Source organism: Streptomyces sp. NPDC002467 (assembly GCF_042889825.1).
In the GTDB taxonomy this organism is placed as follows: Bacteria; Actinomycetota; Actinomycetes; order Streptomycetales; family Streptomycetaceae; genus Streptomyces.
Map to the genome: position 1 here is coordinate 50,808 of NZ_JBIARJ010000022.1, position 16,803 is coordinate 67,610.

The window sequence follows — 16,803 nt, forward strand, 5'->3', positions numbered from 1 at the left end:
CACCCCGCACGTAGCGTCGGCCGCATGACCGTATCGATCCGCGACCTCCGCCCGGGAGACCTTTCCGACGCCGAAGCCGTCGCACGGGTACGCGGGCGCGCGCTGCCCTTCCTGCTGAACACCGCCGAAGGCATCGCCTTCGAGCTCTCCTCCGCCCACCCGGCCCGCCACTACCGCGTCCTGGTCGCCGAGACGGACGACGGCCGCGTCATCGGCACCGCCCAGGTCGGCCTCGCCCACGACAGCCCCGAGCCCGGCCGCTCGACGGTCAACCTCTACGTGGACCCCTCCCACCGCGGCCTCGGCGCGGGCGGCCTGCTGCTGCGCACCGCCGAGGAGTACCTGGCCGCGCGGGGCGCGGTGGAGACGTACGCGTGGGTCATGGACGAGCCCGCCCATCGCGCCTTCGCCGAGCGCCGCGGCTACCGCCCCGGCCGCTCCTCGTACTTCCTGCGCCTCGACCTGACCGCGGCCGTCCTGCCGCCGCTCCCGGAGGTGCTGCCGGCCGGGGTCGAGGTCCGTCCGGGCTCCGCCTTCGCCGAGGACCCGCGCCCCCTGTTCGCCGCCGACGCGGAGACCACGTCCGACGAGCCGGGCGACGTGGGCACCGAGATCGACGACTACGAGGACTGGCTCCGGCACATCTGGCGCAACCCCGTCCTCGACAAGGAGCTGACCACCGTCGTCCTGGTCGACGGGGTGGTCGCCGCCTTCACCGCCGTGCACACCGACGGCGCGACCCGGTACTCGACGGGGATGACCGGCACCCTGCGCGCCTTCCGCGGCCGCGGACTGGCCGGGCTCGCCAAGACCTTCTCCCTGCACCGGGCCCGCGCGGCCGGCTACACGGAGGCGCTCACCGGCAACGACACCGACAACCGTCCGATGCTCGCCGTCAACAGGCGGCTCGGGTACGAGATCCGCGTGACAGAGACCCGCTACGCGAAGGAACTGGAGACGAAGTGAGCGTGCAGGAGCTGACCGTGGCACTGGTCAAGGCCGGACGCGAGAAGATCCGCTACCCGGCGGCGCAGGTGGCCGACGACGGCGACCGGATCTCCGTACGCGCCCCCTGGGCGGCGGAGGGCGTGCGCGACTTCGGCTTCGTGCGCTTCGAGCCGGGCGACGTGTTCGTCGAGCACTTCTGGCGCACCCGCTGGTACGCGGTCAAGGAGGTGTGGACCGGCGACGGCGTCCTCAAGGGCTGGTACTGCGACGTCACGCGCCCGGCCGTGGTGCGCGAGGGGGTCATCACGGTGGAGGACCTGGACCTCGACCTGTGGGTCTCGGCGGACGGGAGCTCCGTACTGCGCCTGGACGAGGACGAGTTCGCCGAGAGCGGTCTCGCCACCAGCGACCCGGAGGCCGCGGCCCAGGCCGTCCGCGCCCTCGACACCCTGGACGAGCAGGCCCGCACACCGGCGGGTCTGCCCGCGCTGCTCGGGTAGCGGGTGCCGCCGGTTCAGAAGACGGGCAGGGCGCCGAGGGAGGTGCCGTCCAGGAGGAACACTCGGTTCGCGTCGCCCGTGATCCAGTAGCGGTCGGGGTTCTTGACGACGCGGAACACCCACGGCGGCCGGTTCTCGGACGAGAGGTCGATGACGTTGATCCCTCCTTCGGTCCGGTCGACGGTGACCGACCAGAAACCGTTGCCCTGCACGACGAGCGGGCTGGGCGGGTCGCATTCGAAGAGGCCCTGGTAAGCCCAGTCCGTTCCCTTGCCGGTACGGAGGGCGAGGCGGACGGGGGTCCTCTGGACGGTCGCGTAGACGTGGTCGCCGTGGATGGTCGCGGGGCCCCAGGAGACCGCGGCGCCGTTCTGCGGTGCGGGGTTCCCTGCCGACCAGAGGTCCCTCCCGTCGACGACGTCGACGGCGGTGAGGGTCTTCCCCGTCACGCACAGGGAGCGCCCGGACAGGGCGACCTTGGCCCGGCCCTCATCGGACTGCCCGCGGCGCTCCCACACCTTGCGGCCGTCGGCCGTGTCGAGGGCGATGACCGCCCCGTCCGCCGCCGTGACGACCAGCCGGCCCTCGGCCGCGAGGCCGCGCGACGCCGCCTTCGTCCCGAGCTGCGCGTCGATGCCGACCGTCCAGCGGATCCTGGCGTCGGACCGGCCGACGGCGCGCACCCGCCCGTCCTTGGTGATCAGGTAGACGGCCTCGTCGTCCGCGGCGAGCAGGGAGGCGGCCTCCGCGCGGGAGGTCCACTTGGGTTCGCCGGTCGAGGCGACGAACGTCGTGAGGGTGCCGTCCGCGTCGGTGGCCACCACCAGCCGGTCGGAGAGGGACAGGTAGCGGTTGGCGGCCACCACGTCCGGCACCGACCACCGGAGCGTGCCGTCGACGACGCTGCGCGCGGCGATCCCGCCCTTCGGCGCTCCGACGATGACGACGTCGCGCACGGGGAGGGGCGCGGGTGACTCCTCCGCGACTGCCGAGGGCACCCTCCAGAGCTCCTTCGGGGTCTCCCCGAGGATGTAGTCGCCCTTCTTCGGGTCCAGGACGCGGGCCTCCGGGGTCCGGACGGCCGCAGGGACGTCGAAGGGGTCGCTTCCCTTCCGCATCCACCACGCGGTGGCACCACCGCCTGCCGCGAGCACGGTTCCGCCGACCGCGAGGCCCGTCAGCAGGCGCCGCCGCGACACGGAGCGCGGTGCGACCGCGCCCGGCACCGTGGTCAGCTGGTGGAGGCTGTCCGCGCGGGTCGTGATGTCCTGCCCGATCGGGCCCTGCCGCCAGACGCGTTCGGCGCCCCGGAGCGGGGCGGACGAGGAGACGATCTGCTCCGGCCGGGGCCGCTCCGCCGGGTCCTTGGCGAGGCAGGGGCCGATCAGGGGCAGCAGGCCCGGCGCGACCCGGTCGAGGCGGGGTTCGCCGTGGACGACCTCGTACTGCACGGCGGCGACGTGTGTGCCCTCGTACGCGTGCTGCCCGCTCGCCGCGAAGACCAGGACGGCGCCCAGGGAGAAGACGTCGGCCGCAGGGCCGACGCGCTGCCCGAGGACCTGTTCGGGCGCGCCGTAGCCGGGGGTGACGGGGACCTGGCCGGTGGCGGTGAGCGTGAGGCCGTGTTCGGGGCGGGCGATGCCGAAGTCGATGACGCGGGGGCCCGTCGCGGTGAGCACGATGTTGGCGGGCTTCAGGTCCCGGTGGACGAGGCCGGCGGCGTGGATGTCGCGGAGCGCGTGGGCGAGTGCCGCCGCGAGGGCCCGGACCGCCGGTTCGCCGAGCGGCCCGTGGGCGCGTACGGCGTCCGCGAGGGTCGGCCCGGTCAGGAACTCGGTGGCGATCCACGGGCGCCCGCCCTCGGTCCGGGCGTCCAGGACGCGGGCCACGGACCCGCCGGTGACCGTCGTGGCCATCAGGGCCTCGCGGACGAAGCGCTGCGTGAGGTTCCGGTCGTGCGTCAGGTGGGGGTGCAGAACTTTCACGGCTGCGGGGTGCCCCTCGCCGTCCTGGCCGACGTAGACCTTGCCCATGCCCCCTTCGCCGAGCACCGCGAGGATGCGGTACGGACCGAGCCGGATCGGGTCGCCGGATTCCAGGGGCTTCATGGCGTGTGGCGCTTTCTGTGAGCTCAGTCGAGGGGATACGCGGCGGCGTACTCGCCCTGCTCGCCGACGGCGATGAGCCGCCGGGCGGACGGGTGGGCGAAGTACCGCGCCTTGGCTGCCTTGAAGGGTCGGGACACCGCGCCGGTCCGGATGTCCGCGGCGAGCAGTCCGGACGAGGCCCTGCTGTGCGCGTACACGTGCGCGATCCCGACGGCGGGCGGGGTGTCGAGGTCCTCGGCCGGGACCTCGCGGGCCTTCTCCGCCCACCGCTGCGTGCCGTTCGCGGCGTCGAGCGCGACCATGCCTCGGCCCTCCTCGACCGCGTACACGAAGCCGTCCTTGACGGCCGGCGGGCCGAAGCGGGCCGCCGGGCTCTGCCCTTCGAAGCGCCATGCCTGCTTGCCGTCGGCGAGGGAGAGCGCGGCGAGTCCACCCGCCGCCGGGTACACGTGCGTGCCGTCGACGGCCGGTTGGGCGCGGGTGAAGGCCGGCTGTTCGCCGGGGAGCGGCCGGTTCCACAGCGCTCTGCCCGTCCGGGCGTCGTGCACGGCGAGGCTCGGTTCTCCGTCGGCGGACTGCCGTACGAGGACCAGGTACTCGCCCACGGCCCGGGCGGACAGGAAGTGCAGGCGGGTGGACTTGTCCGGGCGGGCGGGGAGCGGGACCTCCCACAGCTTGCGGCCGGAGCGGACGTCGACGGCCAGCAGGAACCACTTCTGGTCCTTGGCGAAGGCACCTTGTGCGTGCGTGCCCCGGCCCCCCGCCAGGTAGACGGCATCGGCCGTCGCGCAGAGCAGCTGGGTTCCGTAGAGGATCCCCTTGAGGTCCGCCGGCTCGGCGAACGGGGCTCCGGACTTCCCGGTGGCCGGATCGACCGTGGAGACCCTGAGCGGATCGCCTTCCTCGATGGTGTATTCGACGGTGTGGATCCGTTTGCCGTCCGTGGCGGTCCGGTGCATGAAGTAGCCGCCGGGGCCGCCCCACTTCACCGCTCCGGTCGCGGGGTCCAGGCCCTGTGCGCCGTACTGGCCCACGACGACCAGTCCGTCCAGGACGAGCGCGGCGGGCGGAACGACGGGGTCGGCGGAGCTGGTCTGCACCTGCCAGAGCAGGTCCCAGGCGGGTTCCCCGGAGGTGGCGGGCGGCTTCGGGGCCGTGGTGTCACGACGGGCCGACCAGGCCCAGGCGCCGGCGCCGGCCGCTGCGACTCCGAGCACGGAACCGCCCCCGAGGGTGAGGAGCCTGCGGCGGGAGAGGCCGGCCGGGGTGGCCACGGTGGAGGCGTTCACCGGGCCGCCACTCGGGAAGGTTTCGGCGAGTTCGTGTTCCGGCGGGGCCGGGAGGCGGTGGGGCCGGGCCTGCCAGACGCCTCCGGCGCGGCGGGCGATCTCCATGAGCAGGGGCTCGGGGAGCCGGTCGGCGAAACTGCCCTGGCCCGCGTCCAGGCGGGCGGCGAGCTCGGTGGTGGTGGGGCGGTCGGCGGGGTCCTTGGCGAGGCAGCCGGCCAGGACCGGGAGCAGGGCCGGGGGGACTCCGGTGAGGTCGGGGTCGGCGTAGCGGACCCGGTAGAGGAGGTCGGCGTGCTGTCCGCTGCCGAAGGGCCCGTGCCCGGTGGCCGCGTACGTGAGGACGCCGGCGAGGGCGAAGACGTCCCCGGCGGAGGTGTGTTCCCGGCCGGTCGCCTGCTCGGGGGACATGAAGGCGGGCGTGCCCGCGGCGGTGCCGGTGCGGGTGAGGCGGTCGTCGCCGATGGCGCGGGCGATGCCGAAGTCGATGACCTTGGGGCCGTCCGCCGTGATCATGATGTTGGAGGGCTTGAGGTCGCGGTGGACGACGTCCGAGGCGTGGAGCTGGGCCAGCGCCGCGCAGAGCAGGGAGCCGAGGGCGCGTACGGCGGGCTCGGGGAGCGGTCCCGCGGCGGAGACGGCTTCGTCGAGGGGCGGGCCGAGCACGTACTCGGTGGCCAGCCAGGGGGTTTCGGCGACCGGGTCGGCGTCGAAGACGCGGGCGCCGTGCACGGGGCCGATGACGCGGGCCGCGTCCACCTCCAGGCGGAAGCGGGTGCGGACGGCGGGGTCGGTGGCGATGTGGGCGTGCATCGTCTTCAGTGCCGCCGTACGGCCGGTGGCCGAGCGGGCGAGGTAGACGGTACCCATGCCGCCGCTGCCCAGGCGGGCGATGAGGCGGTAGGTGCCGAGCCCGTGCGGGTCGTCGTGGGTGAGCGGGGAGAGCATCAGCCGTCAGTCCAGGTGAACGGGAACGGGCGGAACGGGAAGAGGAGGAACGGGAACGGGGCGTGCAGAAAGCGGGAGTTCGGCCGCGAGCACCCGCGCCGACCGGCGTGCGAGCTCGGCGACCACGGGCGCCGGAAGCGGCATCGGCGCTGCTGGGTCCAGGACGGTGGCCCGGTGTGCCGCGGTCGTGCCCGTGCCCGACTCCAGGAGGGCGAGGACCTGGTGCGCCTCCGGACGCCTCCCGGAGTCGTGGGAGAGGCACGCCGTGACCGGTTCACGCAGGTAAGGGGGGAGTTCGCCGCTTTCGGGGACGGTGTGCCCGGTTGCCGCGTAGGCGAGTACCGCCCCCAGGGCGTACACGTCACCCAGCGGGCGCGGGCGTCCGCCGGCCGCCTGTTCCGGGGCGAGGCAGCCTGAGTCGAGGCCGGGCAGGCCGCTGCGCGGCTCGCCGTCGGGGGCGGCGGCCCGCACCGCGCCGAAACAGCTCAGGCGGGGGCCGTCGAGGGTGAGCAGTACGGCGTCGGGGGACAGCCCCGCGTGCGTCACGCCCTGGGCGTGGGCGCCGGCCAGCGTCCGGGCGAGGGCGGCGCCCAGGCCCCGTACGAACGGCTCGGGCAGCGGCCCGCCGTGGGCCCGCAGGGCGGCGGGGAGCGGGAGGAGGGGCACGTACGGCGCCGTCCACCAGGGGAGTTCGGCAGTGCCGCCCACTTCCTCGACCGCCAGGAACCCGGGGAGCGACAGTCGCCGGGCCCCTTCCGCCTCCACGGCCCAGCGGGAGGGGTCGACGTCGGCGCGCGGCAGGCAGGCGAGGAACGTACGGTCGCCGTCCGCACTGCGGGCGATGAACCGGCGCACGGGTACGGCCCGTTCGGTTTCGGCGTCGAGCCGGCCCAGATTGACGTGGGGCCCGGTCCGCAGGGGGTCGTCGTGGCGCAGCGGCTCCATGCCCGCCCTCCCCTCCCCCGGTCCGCGATGATCCACCGGCAGCCTACGCGGAATCCCGGAAACGCCCGAGCGGAGGGGTCCGCCGGCCCGTGTCCCCGGCCCCCGCCTGCCCCCTTCCCCGGCCTCCACCTCCCCTTTCCTTGGCCCCCGCTTACCGCTTCCTTAAGCGGACCCTAAAGATCCTCCGCAGCCCCCCGGATCCGGCGAAAGCCGTGGTCCGGGGGGCTAGCTTGGCGGGGCCAGGACAGGAAGGGCCCGATGTGGCGCCGCCGGGGGGCGGCGCCGCCGAGCCCGATTCCGCCGGCGCATCCCTGCCTTGTGCCCTAAGGAGGCCCACCCATGCCCGCACGCCCCCGTACCGTGACCCGCATCGCCGGCGTCGCCCTCGTCCCGCTCGCGGTGGCGGCGTACTCGGCGGTTCCCGCGGCCGCGCACGGCTCGATGACGGACCCGGTCAGCCGGGTGGCGGCGTGCTACGCGGAGGGGCCCGAGTCGCCCAAGTCGGCGGCGTGCAAGGCCGCCGTCGCGGCGAGCGGGGCCCAGGCGTTCTACGACTGGAACGCCGTCAACATCGCCAACGCGGCCGGTAACCACCGGGCGTTGATCCCCAACGGCCAGCTGTGCTCCGCCGGCAACGACAAGTATCAGGGCCTGGACCTGGCGCGCGCCGACTGGCCGGCCAGCCCGATGACGGCGGGCCCGCACACCTTCCGCTACAAGGGGACCGCCCCGCACAAGGGCTCCTTCGAGCTGTACGTGACGAAGGACGGGTACGACCCGTCGCAGCCGCTGAAGTGGTCCGACCTGGAGCCCGCTCCGTTCGCGAAGGTCACCGACCCCGGCATGCAGAACGGTGACTACGTGTTCTCCGGCACCGTCCCGAAGAAGTCCGGCCGTCACCTGATCTACAGCATCTGGCAGCGCTCGGACAGCCCGGAGGCCTTCTACACCTGCTCGGACGTCGTCTTCGGCAAGGACGACGGCGGTGACGGGGGCAACGGCGGTAACGGCGGCAACGCAGGCGGGGCCACCGCCAAGCCCACGGCCAAGGCCAGTGCGAGCGCCACCGCGGCCCCCTCGGCGCCGACGGACCAGCAGATCGCGGACGGGGCGGACAAGTCCACTGTGGAGCACAACGGGCACGGCGACAACGACCCGAAGACGAACGGGAACTCGACCCCCGTCCCCGCCTCCGCCGCACCGGTCCCGACGCGCGCCGCCCACAACCTCGCGGAGACCGGCGGCAACAGCGCCACCCCGGTGATCGCGGTCGTCGGGGCCGGTGTCCTCGCCGTGGGTGCGGCCGTGCTGTTCGGGCTGGCCCGCCGCCGTACTTCCCCGACGACGGGCCGCCACGGCCGCTAGTCGAAGACCGAGGCGCAGGTGGTCCGTTCCGCGTGTGCCGGGTCGAGGGCGTTGGCCGCCTCGTGCCAGGCGATCCGGTCGGTGAGTCCGATGGCGACGTGCTCGGAGAGGTCCAGGAAGCAGAGGTCCTGGAGCACGACGTTGCGGACGTTCGGGCCGCTCAGGAACTGGGTCTGGTACGGGGTGACCACCTCGTCGTACTTGGTGGCGATCACCGTGTACTTCACGCCGGGGACCGTGTCGCCGCCCTCGTTCAGCTTCTGCTGGAAGGCGGAGCCGGCGATCTGGTCGGCGAGGCCCGGGGTCGCGGTGGTGATCAGGTCCTCGGCTCCGGGGAAGTACGGGAGCAGCTTGGTGAAGCCGAGCAGGTCGGTGCCGTGGTTGTCGGGGGCGAGCCCCACCAGGGCGTTGACCTTCCCGGCCCCGCCGAGGAACTTCAGGTAGTAGCGCGGCATCATGCCGCCCTGCGAGTGGCCGATGATGTCGGTCTTCGCGGAGCCGGTGGCGGCGAGCACCTTGTCGACGAAGACGGCGAGCTGCCCGGCGGACTTGTCGATGGGCCCGAGCCCGTTGAAGAGGGGTACGCCGGGCAGCTGCCCGTAGTCGAGGGAGTAGACGCAGTAGCCGCGGTTCACCAGGTACGGGGCGAGGCCGAGCCAGTTGTCCCAGGAGTTGCCGAAGGTGCCGTGCACGAGCACGACGGGGCGCGGGTGCGCGGCGGAGGGCTTGCAGGACCAGTTGTTCCAGCCGCTGGTGGGAGCCGTCGAGGCCTGCGCGACGCCGGTGGGGCCGACGAGCGCGGCGGCGGTGAGGGTGAGGACGGCCAGCTGGCGGAGCAGTCGTCTCCAGGGCAGCATCGTGTGATCTCCTTGCGTTCGACTCAAGGGGATGGGGCGTGGGGGTTCGTCCCGTGATCCGGATCACAAGGGGGGAGCTGCTGCCGCTAAATTACGGGCGAGTAGCAAGAGTTGGAAGTTACGCGTCGGTAAAAATTCGCGTGTCGAACGCCCTTCTGTGGCAGCGCCGTCACGCCACCGTCATGCCGCGAGCGTGCCCCGCGCGATGACGTGCGGTCCGAAGCGTGCGCGGAGCCGGTCCGTGACGGCCTCCAGCCGGCGGGCCTTGTCGTCCTCGGGGTCGAGGCTGAGCTGCCGCGCGGCCCCTTCGGCCGGGCCCAGGTCCTCGGCCCGCAGGGACAGCGCGCGGACCCTGGCCCGCTGGAGGCCGAGGCCCTCGTAGAGGGCGTAGGCGGTGGCGGTCAGGGTGGGGGTGTGCGCGGTGGGTTCGCCGAGGGTTCGGGTGCGCGTGAGGGTGGTGCGGTCGGCGCAGCGGACGGTGAGCGAGAGGGTCCGGCAGACCTGGCCCCGGCCCCGTTCCCCCGGCCCTTGTGTACGAAGCCGTGCGCCGAGCTCCTCGGTCAGCGAGAGCAGCGCCCGCCGGTGCCGTACGGGATCCAGCTCGTCCAGGTCGAAGGCCCGCTCGGCGGCGACGGTCCGGGCGGCCGACCCCGGCCGGACGGGGGTCGGGTCGATGCCCAGGGCACGCTCGTGCACCTCACGCCCGAGCCGGGCCCCGAGGATCCGCCGCAGTGCCGCGGGCGGTGCGGCGGCGACCCGGCCGACGGAGTCGAGACCGTAGGAGCACAGCGTGCGGGCGACCTTGGGGCCGACCCCGTCGAGGGCGCCGACGGGTTTGCCGGCGAGGAACTCCCTCACGGCGGCGGGTTCGTCGGGGATCAGCAGGGTCCCCCCGGGCCGGGCCTCGCGGGCCGCCGCCCGGGCCAGCATGGGATTGCCGGCCACGCCGACGGCGACGTCCACCCCGTACAGCGCGAGGGCCCGCACCCGGATCACCGCGGCCAGTCGGTCGGCGTCACAGCCGAAGTAGCGCAGCGCGCCCCGGACATCGGCGAGTGCGGCGTCGGGCGGCAGCGCCTGCACGGCCGGGGTCAACCCGCCGAGCAGCGCGAGCACACCGGCGTACGCCTCGGCCCCGAGCGGTCCCCCGCCGACGGGCCGCAGCCGCAGGCACATGACGGCCCTGCCGACCGCCGCCCGCCCTGCCGCCGCCCGCGAGGAAGCCGGGGATGCGGCCGGGCCCGGCGCCGCGGCCGTGCCGGGGCCGCCCCGCGCACCCGCGCCCCGGCCCGCCGTCATCCCGCGCTCCCCGGGCTGGAGTGCCAGAGCTTGCGGCCCGTCGCCGGACCCTCGCCCGGCGGCTGGAGGTCGGCCCAGGGGTTCATCTCGTACCCCGTGGACATGCGGATCCGACGGCCGGAGCCCTGCCCGCCGACCGCACCGTCGCCATCGCCGTCCCCCTCGGCCGCACCCGCACCCGCACCCGCAGCGGCCTCGCCGGACGCGGCCAAGTGGGCCGCCACCGCGTCCAGGCCGCCCGCGGCCCGCAGTTCCACCAGTTCCGCCAGGTTCCACGCCGCCGCCCCGACCACGCTCAGGCTCTGCGGACCGCGCCGCTGCACGACGCCCCGCACCAGCAGCAGGAAGGAGTGGAAGACGGTGTGCGCGCAGCGCTCGTGGCTGTCGTCGAAGAAGGCCAGGTCGACCAGGCCCGTACCGTCGTCCAGGGTCGTGAAGATGACCCGCTTCCCGGACCGGATCGGCGGGGTCTGGGTGGCCGCCTTGGCGCCCGCGACCAGTACGGTCTGCCCGTGCCGGGTCTCCCGCAGCCGCCGCGCCGGGATCGCCCCCAGCTCGGCCAGGAAGGCGTGGTGGTCCGCCATCAGGTGCCGCGAGGCGTCCATGCCGAGGACGCCCAGCTCGGCGCTGAGCCGTTCCGCGTCGGAGAGGTCCGGCAGCCCGACGGAGGCCGTGGACCGGCCGCCCTCCAGCGGGAGTTGCGCCCCGCCCCGACTGCCGCCCCGGCCGCCACCCCGCACCCCGGCGGCCCGTTGCGCGCCGTGCAGTTCCGTCAAGTGCAGCAACAGATCACGCCGGTTGGCCCCGAAGGCGTCCAACGCACCGACCTGCGCCAGCCGTTCGGCGACCGGCCGCCCCGGGTGGGCCCGGTCCCAGAAGTCGCGCAGGGAGGCGTACGGCTGCCCGGCCTCGATCCGGTCCGCCTCGGCGCCGCTGATGCCGTGGACGTCGGACAGGCCGAGCCGCAGCCCCCACTCCGCCCGAGAAGAAGAAGGAGAAGAAGCATCGGACACCAGTTCGATGCGGTGGGCCACCGCGGACCGGTTCACGTCCAGCGGCAGCACCGGCACGCCCCGCCGCCGCGCGTCCGCCAGCAGCAGCCGCTTCGGGTACATCCCCGGATCGTGCGTGAGCAGCCCGGCGTAGAAGGCCGCCGGGTGGTGCGCCTTGAGCCACGCGGACTGGTACGTGGGCACGGCGAAGGCCACCGCGTGCGCCTTGCAGAAGCCGTACGAGCCGAAGGCCTCCACGATCTCCCAGGTCCGGTCGATCACCTCCGCCGGATAGCCGCGCTCGCGCGCCGTCGCCGCGAACCACGCCTTGATCCGCCCCTGCGAATCGGGGTCGGACAGCCCGCGCCGCACCCGGTCCGCCTCGTCGCGCCCGCAGCCGGTCATGACGTGCACGATCTCGATGATCTGCTCGTGGAAGACCACCACCCCGTACGTCTCGCGGAGCGCGTCCGCGAGGTCCTCGTGCGGGAAGCGCACCGGCGCCCGCCCGTGCCGGGCCTCGATGAACGGCCGCACCATGTCGGCGGCCACCGGCCCCGGCCGGAACAGCGAGATGTCGACGACCAGGTCGTGGAAGGTCGACGGCTGGAGCCGCCCGACCAGGTCCCGCTGGCCCGGGGACTCGATCTGGAAGCAGCCCAGCGTCTCGGCCGAGCGGATCAGCTCGTACGTGGGCCCGTCGCCCGGCGGGACCTGCGCCGGGTCGTCCAGGTCGAGCTCCTCCCCCGTGCCGCGCCGGATCTCGGCGACCGCGTGCGCCATCGCGGACTGCATCCGGACGCCCAGCACGTCGAGCTTGAGCAGCCCGAGCGCCTCCACGTCGTCCTTGTCGAACTGGGACATGGGGAAGCCCTCGCCGCTGGTGGGCACGACGGGCGTACGGGCGAGCAGCGAGGCGTCGGACAGCAGCACCCCGCACGGGTGCATGGCGATACCGCGCGGCAGCGCGTCCAGGGATTCGACGAGCTCCCACAGCCGCCCGTACGACTTCCCCCGTACGTCGCGCAGTTCGGGGAGCTCTTCCAACGCGGCGCGGGCGTCGCGGGCCCGGATGTGCGGGAAGGCCTTGGCGAGCCGGTCGACGGCGGCCGGGTCCATGGACAGGGCGGCGCCGACGTCGCGGATGGCGTGCCGGACCCGGTAGGTCTCGGGCATGGAGACGGTGGCGACGCGCTCGGCGCCGAACCGGCCGATGATCCGCCGGTAGACCTCCAGCCGGCGGGCGGACTCCACGTCGATGTCGATGTCGGGCAGGACGCGGCGGCGCTTGGACAGGAACCGCTCCATCAGCAGGCCGTTCTCGACGGGGTCCGCGTGCGCGATGCCGATGAGGTGGTTGACGAGAGAGCCGGCGCCGGAGCCGCGGGCGGCCACCCGGATGCCCATCTCCCTTACGTCGTCCACGACTTGAGCAACCGTCAGGAAGTACGAGGCGTAGCCGTGGTGGGCGATGATGTCGAGCTCGTGGTGCATCCGCTCCCAGTACGCGGGGTCGTCCGCGTAGCCGCGCAGCACCATGCCGGCCGAGGCGCGGGAGGCGAGGACCCGCTGGGCGGTGCGGTGGGCCGCGCCGACGAGCCGGGCCTCGGGGAAGTGCACGGAGCCGATGCCGAGGTCGTCCTCGGGGTCGACGGAGCAGGCCTCGGCGGTGTGCCTGGTCTCCGCGAGCAGCCGGCGGGCGTCGGCGGGGCGCAGTCCGGCGGCCCTGGCGATGCGGTCGGCGGCCTCGGCCATGGCGGCGGGCGCCTTGAGCCAGCGCTCGCCGGTGTCGAGGGGGCCTCGGGGGTCGATGGGAACGAGCCGGCGGGCGGCGTCGAGGACGTCGGCGACCGGACCCTGGCCGGGGTCGGCGTACCGGACGGCGTTGGTCAGCACGGCCGGGACGCCCTGCTCGGCGGCGAAGCCGACGGTACGGGCGGCCAGCCGCAGCGAGCCGGAGCCGGTGCCGGTGCGGCCGTGGTGGACGGCCTCCAGGCGGACCGCGTCCCCGAACACCTCCCGCCAGGGCGCGAGCAGGCGCGCGGCGCGGTCGGGCCTCCCGGCGGCGAGGGCCCGCCCCACGTCGGAGCCGGGCCCGAGCAGCACGAACACCCCTTCCCCGCGCAACGCCTCCCAGGGCACGACGGGTTGCCGCCCCGCGTCCCGCACGACCCCGGCGCCGCCGGAGCCCGCACCGGGGAACCCCTCCCCGGCGGAACCCGCACCGCGGAGACCCGCCCCGGCCGAACCCGCGTGCGCGGCCGTGATCATCCGGCACAGCTCGGACCACCCGGTGGCCCCGTCCCGGGCCAGGAAGACGGCCCGCGCGGCGGACTCGTCGACGAAGGCCCCGCCCTTGACGGGGTTCCGCCGCCGGTACGAGACCTCACGATCCCCACCCGCCCCGAACCCGGAGCCGGACCCGCCCGCACGGAGGCCGGCCGAGCCCCCCGACCCGGCCGACCCCGCACGGCCACCCCCGCCCGCACCGGCACCGACCGAGCCCGCCGAGCCCGCCGAGCCCGCCGAGCCCGCCGAGCCCGCCGCAGGCGACACGGCAGGCGACACGGCGAGGTCCGCGCCGAACAGCGGCCGGATCCCCTCCTTCGCGCACGCCTTCGCGAACCGCACCGCACCCGCGAGGGTGTCGCGGTCGGTCAGGGCGAGGGCGTCCATGCCCCGCTCTGCGGCACGCTCCGCCAGCCGTTCCGGGTGTGATCCTCCGTAGCGCATGGAGAACCCCGAAACGGTGTGCAGATGCGTAAAACCAGGCACCCGCGGCCTCCTGCTTCGCTCGTAGAACACCTCCCCCGTCTCCACCATAGAGCAATTCGAATACCCGTGCGAAACACTTGTTCGACCATCCGGGCGGGAGATCATCCGTTCGGCCCGCCCCTGCTGCGCCCCACACCCGCCCCGCCGAGCGTGGGGGCATGACCCAGCGCACCGAGAGCACCGACGCAGGCCCGTCCGGCGGCTTCCTCGCCGAGATCAAGGACGCCGTGACCATCCGGGCAGCCCTGCTGGTCGTGGGGGTGCTGGCCCTCCAGCTCGCCTTCATCACCTCGTACATCGGCGCCTTCCACCACCCGAAGCCCAGCGAGATCCCGATCGCCGTGGCCGCGCCCGTGCAGCAGCTCACCGAGCGGACCGTGAAGCAGCTCGACGCCCTGCCCGGCACACCGCTCGACGCCCGTGCGGTGGAGAACAGGGCCGTGGCCGTCGAGCAGATCCAGAACCGGGACGTGGACGGAGCGCTGATCGTCAACCCGGCCGGCACCACCGACGAGCTGTTGGTCGCCTCCGGGGCCGGCGCCTCGCTCTCCCAGGCGCTGGAAGCGGTCGTGGGCCTCGCCGAGAAGGCCCAGGGCCGCACGGTCAAAGTCACCGACGTGGCCCCGGCCGATCGGGGCGACGCCCGCGGCCTGAGCTCCTTCTACCTGGTCATCGGCTGGTGCGTGGGCGGCTACCTGTGCGCCGCGATCCTCGCGATCAGCGCCGGCGCCCGGCCCGCGAACTCCGCCCGCGCCATCATCCGGCTCGGCGCGCTGCTCCTGTACTCGATCGCCGCGGGCCTGCTCGGCACGCTGATCGCGGGTCCGGTCCTGGACGCCCTGCCCGGCAACATCATGGCCCTGTGGGGGCTGGGCACCCTGGTCGTCTTCGCGGTCGGCGCGATCACCCTGGCCTTCCAGGGGCTGGCCGGCGTGGTCGGCATCGGCCTCGCGATCCTGCTGGTCGTGGTGCTCGGCAACCCGAGCGCGGGCGGCGCCTACCCGTACCCGCTGCTGCCGCCGTTCTGGAGCGCCATCGGCCCGGCCCTGCCGCCGGGCGCCGGTACGTACGCCGCGCGCTCCATCACGTACTTCAAGGGCAACGGCGCGGGCGGCCCGATGCTGGTACTGGCCGGCTGGGCGGTGCTCGGCTCGGCGGTCACCCTGGCCTGCGCGGTCTCCCGCAAGGGCCGGCCGGGGGCCGCGGTGGGCAGCGGCCTCCCCGACGACGACCCCTCCGTCCCCGGCTCCACCGGCGACGGAACGAAGGCGTGAGACGCCCTAGCGGAGCGGCCTCAGCAGCGGACCGGCCCCGCGCAGGGCGTGCCGGCCGACGGCCTGGCCGAGGGTGACGCCCGCCTCGTCGGCGGAGCGGCTGTGGATCCCCGAGAAGACGCGCGCGTCGACGTTCTCGCGCGTCAACTGCTCCCAGCTCGTGTACGTCCGCCGGACGCCGGGCGCGGTCGGGCTGGTGAGGGAGAACGGCTCGGTACGGGGCCCGGCCAGCGCGTCCAGCACCGCCTCGGCGGCACCGGCGTACGTGCCGTGGCCGCTCGGGTAGTCCGGGTGGGCCGGGGTACCGTGCAGCGGGCTCCAGGTCGGGTCGGTGTCGATGGAGCCGGTACGGATCGCCGTGACCGGGCGCCAGCGGGTGTACGCGTACTTGCTGTCGGAGGTCGCGATCTGCGTGTCCACCAGGGCGGCGTGGAACAGCGCGACGAGCCCGGCCCGGTCGGCGACCGATCCGTGCGAGCGGGTCAGGGCCACCCGCAGGGGCTCGGTGTAGAGGGTCAGCGAGGAGCCGTACCAGAAAGTGGCGGTCTCCGTCTGGCGCGGGGTGCGCACGGTGCTGTCCGACTTCCCGTACGCGCGCACCTCGGCCAGGTCCGTCCGGTAGCGCTGCGAGTCGAGCGCGGGCGGCGGGCCGACCCGGTACTGGGACGGGGAGTCGAGCAGGAAGGGCTCGGCGACGCGGTTGCCGTACTGCGCGGCGGGGGCGTAGCCGTCGGGCGTCGGCTGCCACACGCCGGGCGCGGCGGCCGGCACGGCGAAGGGCGCGTTCACCGACGCGGGGTCGAGGCCGTCGCCCTGCCGGTCGGCGAGCGCGAGCCTCGCCTGCCGGGCCCCGGCGGCGACACCGCGCCGCTCGGCGGGGCCGTCGGGGATCCGGGCGAGGCTCCCGGCGAGCGCGGCGTCGAGCTCCGCCTTCCGGGTCGGGGCGAGGGCGACGAGCGCGTCGTGCACGGCGGAGGCGACGGCCGCGTCCTGGAACGCGACCCGGCCGCGCCCGCCCGGGGCCTCGCGGGTGGCACGGGCGGCGGCGAGCCAGCTGATCGCCCAGGTGCGGCTGTTGGTGACCTGGGTGGGCGCGCCCGCGGCGGCGACGGTCTGCGCGGTGGTGTCGTACCACTCGCGCACCACCTCACCGGCGGGGGCCGGGACGGCGGCCTGAGCGGAGGGCAAGGCCACCGTGGCGGACAGCACCAAGGCGGACCCGAAGGTGAGCAGGGCAGAGCGGGACGGCTTCACGAACACTCCTGGCTGGCGGAACGACTGCGGGACGGCGGTGACGGACCTCACCGACACATCGCGCCGGCGACCCTCATCAGGTCGATCGCGCGCCGCTTCGTCAGACCGGGGGTACGTGCCATGCGGCGAAGCTAGGGGGTACCGACCCCGACCCGCAACGCCCTTTGCCGCCCACGGCCGTTCGGACACGGACCTGTCGTCCGCCCGTAACACGCGGCCGCGCCCCGAACCCCTGGGGCTCCGCCCCGGACC

The 16,803-nt window shown here is 74.6% G+C and carries 12 protein-coding genes; 4 read left to right on the forward strand and 8 right to left on the reverse strand.

Annotation, left to right across the window (positions count from 1 at the left end):
• Window positions 1-24: 24 nt before the first annotated feature.
• Together ACFYYJ_RS34380 and ACFYYJ_RS34385 are read left to right on the forward strand one after the other, a co-directional pair.
• Window positions 25-966: a GNAT family N-acetyltransferase gene (locus ACFYYJ_RS34380; protein ID WP_389138081.1), complete on the forward strand. Its 942-nt coding sequence runs from the start codon at window positions 25-27 to the stop codon at window positions 964-966.
• The gene (locus tag ACFYYJ_RS34385) at window positions 963-1,448 is read left to right on the forward strand and encodes a DUF402 domain-containing protein (RefSeq protein WP_385129847.1); all 486 of its coding nucleotides are present in this window, start codon (window positions 963-965) and stop codon (window positions 1,446-1,448) included. The genes ACFYYJ_RS34380 and ACFYYJ_RS34385 overlap by 4 nt, the downstream gene beginning before the upstream one ends.
• A 14-nt stretch (window positions 1,449-1,462) precedes the next feature.
• On the opposite strand, the gene ACFYYJ_RS34390 is transcribed toward ACFYYJ_RS34385, so the two are convergent.
• Genes ACFYYJ_RS34390 through ACFYYJ_RS34400 form a run of 3 tightly spaced genes read right to left on the reverse strand, consistent with a single transcriptional unit; the run spans window position 1,463 to window position 6,735 of the window.
• Complete coding sequence (locus tag ACFYYJ_RS34390; RefSeq protein ID WP_389138083.1) at window positions 1,463-3,556, reverse strand: protein kinase; 2,094 nt, start codon at window positions 3,554-3,556, stop codon at window positions 1,463-1,465.
• A 23-nt stretch (window positions 3,557-3,579) separates the two neighbouring features.
• Window positions 3,580-5,790: a serine/threonine-protein kinase gene (locus tag ACFYYJ_RS34395; RefSeq protein ID WP_389138085.1), complete on the reverse strand. Its 2,211-nt coding sequence runs from the start codon at window positions 5,788-5,790 to the stop codon at window positions 3,580-3,582.
• 6 nt (window positions 5,791-5,796) lie between these two features.
• Window positions 5,797-6,735, reverse strand: a complete 939-nt coding sequence (locus ACFYYJ_RS34400) for a serine/threonine protein kinase (RefSeq protein ID WP_389138087.1) — start codon at window positions 6,733-6,735, stop codon at window positions 5,797-5,799.
• A 339-nt stretch (window positions 6,736-7,074) separates the two neighbouring features.
• Between ACFYYJ_RS34400 and ACFYYJ_RS34405 the strand changes: the two genes are divergently transcribed.
• Entirely contained in the window at window positions 7,075-8,100 is a 1,026-nt protein-coding gene (locus ACFYYJ_RS34405) for a lytic polysaccharide monooxygenase (protein WP_385129845.1), read from the forward strand.
• Here ACFYYJ_RS34405 and ACFYYJ_RS34410 read toward each other — a convergent pair.
• The 3 genes from ACFYYJ_RS34410 to ACFYYJ_RS34420 all read right to left on the reverse strand — a co-directional run bounded on the left by ACFYYJ_RS34410 (window position 8,097) and on the right by ACFYYJ_RS34420 (window position 14,071).
• Window positions 8,097-8,957, reverse strand: coding sequence for an esterase/lipase family protein (locus ACFYYJ_RS34410; RefSeq protein ID WP_385129843.1), 861 nt, complete (start codon window positions 8,955-8,957; stop codon window positions 8,097-8,099). The genes ACFYYJ_RS34405 and ACFYYJ_RS34410 overlap by 4 nt on opposite strands.
• A gap of 180 nt (window positions 8,958-9,137) precedes the next feature.
• Window positions 9,138-10,133, reverse strand: a complete 996-nt coding sequence (locus tag ACFYYJ_RS34415) for a hypothetical protein (RefSeq protein ID WP_385129855.1) — start codon at window positions 10,131-10,133, stop codon at window positions 9,138-9,140.
• 119 nt (window positions 10,134-10,252) lie between these two features.
• Window positions 10,253-14,071 carry a DNA polymerase III subunit alpha gene (locus ACFYYJ_RS34420; RefSeq protein WP_389138090.1) on the reverse strand — a complete coding sequence of 1,273 codons (3,819 nt, stop codon included), beginning with the start codon at window positions 14,069-14,071 and terminating at the stop codon, window positions 10,253-10,255.
• A gap of 110 nt (window positions 14,072-14,181) precedes the next feature.
• Here ACFYYJ_RS34420 and ACFYYJ_RS34425 point away from each other — a divergent pair, with 110 nt between their 5' ends.
• Complete coding sequence (locus ACFYYJ_RS34425) at window positions 14,182-15,297, forward strand: DUF3533 domain-containing protein (protein ID WP_389138092.1); 1,116 nt, start codon at window positions 14,182-14,184, stop codon at window positions 15,295-15,297.
• A gap of 6 nt (window positions 15,298-15,303) precedes the next feature.
• Here the strand turns inward: ACFYYJ_RS34425 and ACFYYJ_RS34430 are convergent, their stop codons facing one another.
• Complete coding sequence (locus ACFYYJ_RS34430) at window positions 15,304-16,551, reverse strand: vanadium-dependent haloperoxidase (protein ID WP_389138094.1); 1,248 nt, start codon at window positions 16,549-16,551, stop codon at window positions 15,304-15,306.
• Window positions 16,552-16,598: 47 nt separating this feature from the next.
• Window positions 16,599-16,673, reverse strand: coding sequence for a putative leader peptide (locus tag ACFYYJ_RS34435; RefSeq protein ID WP_385129853.1), 75 nt, complete (start codon window positions 16,671-16,673; stop codon window positions 16,599-16,601).
• Window positions 16,674-16,803 lie beyond the last annotated feature (130 nt).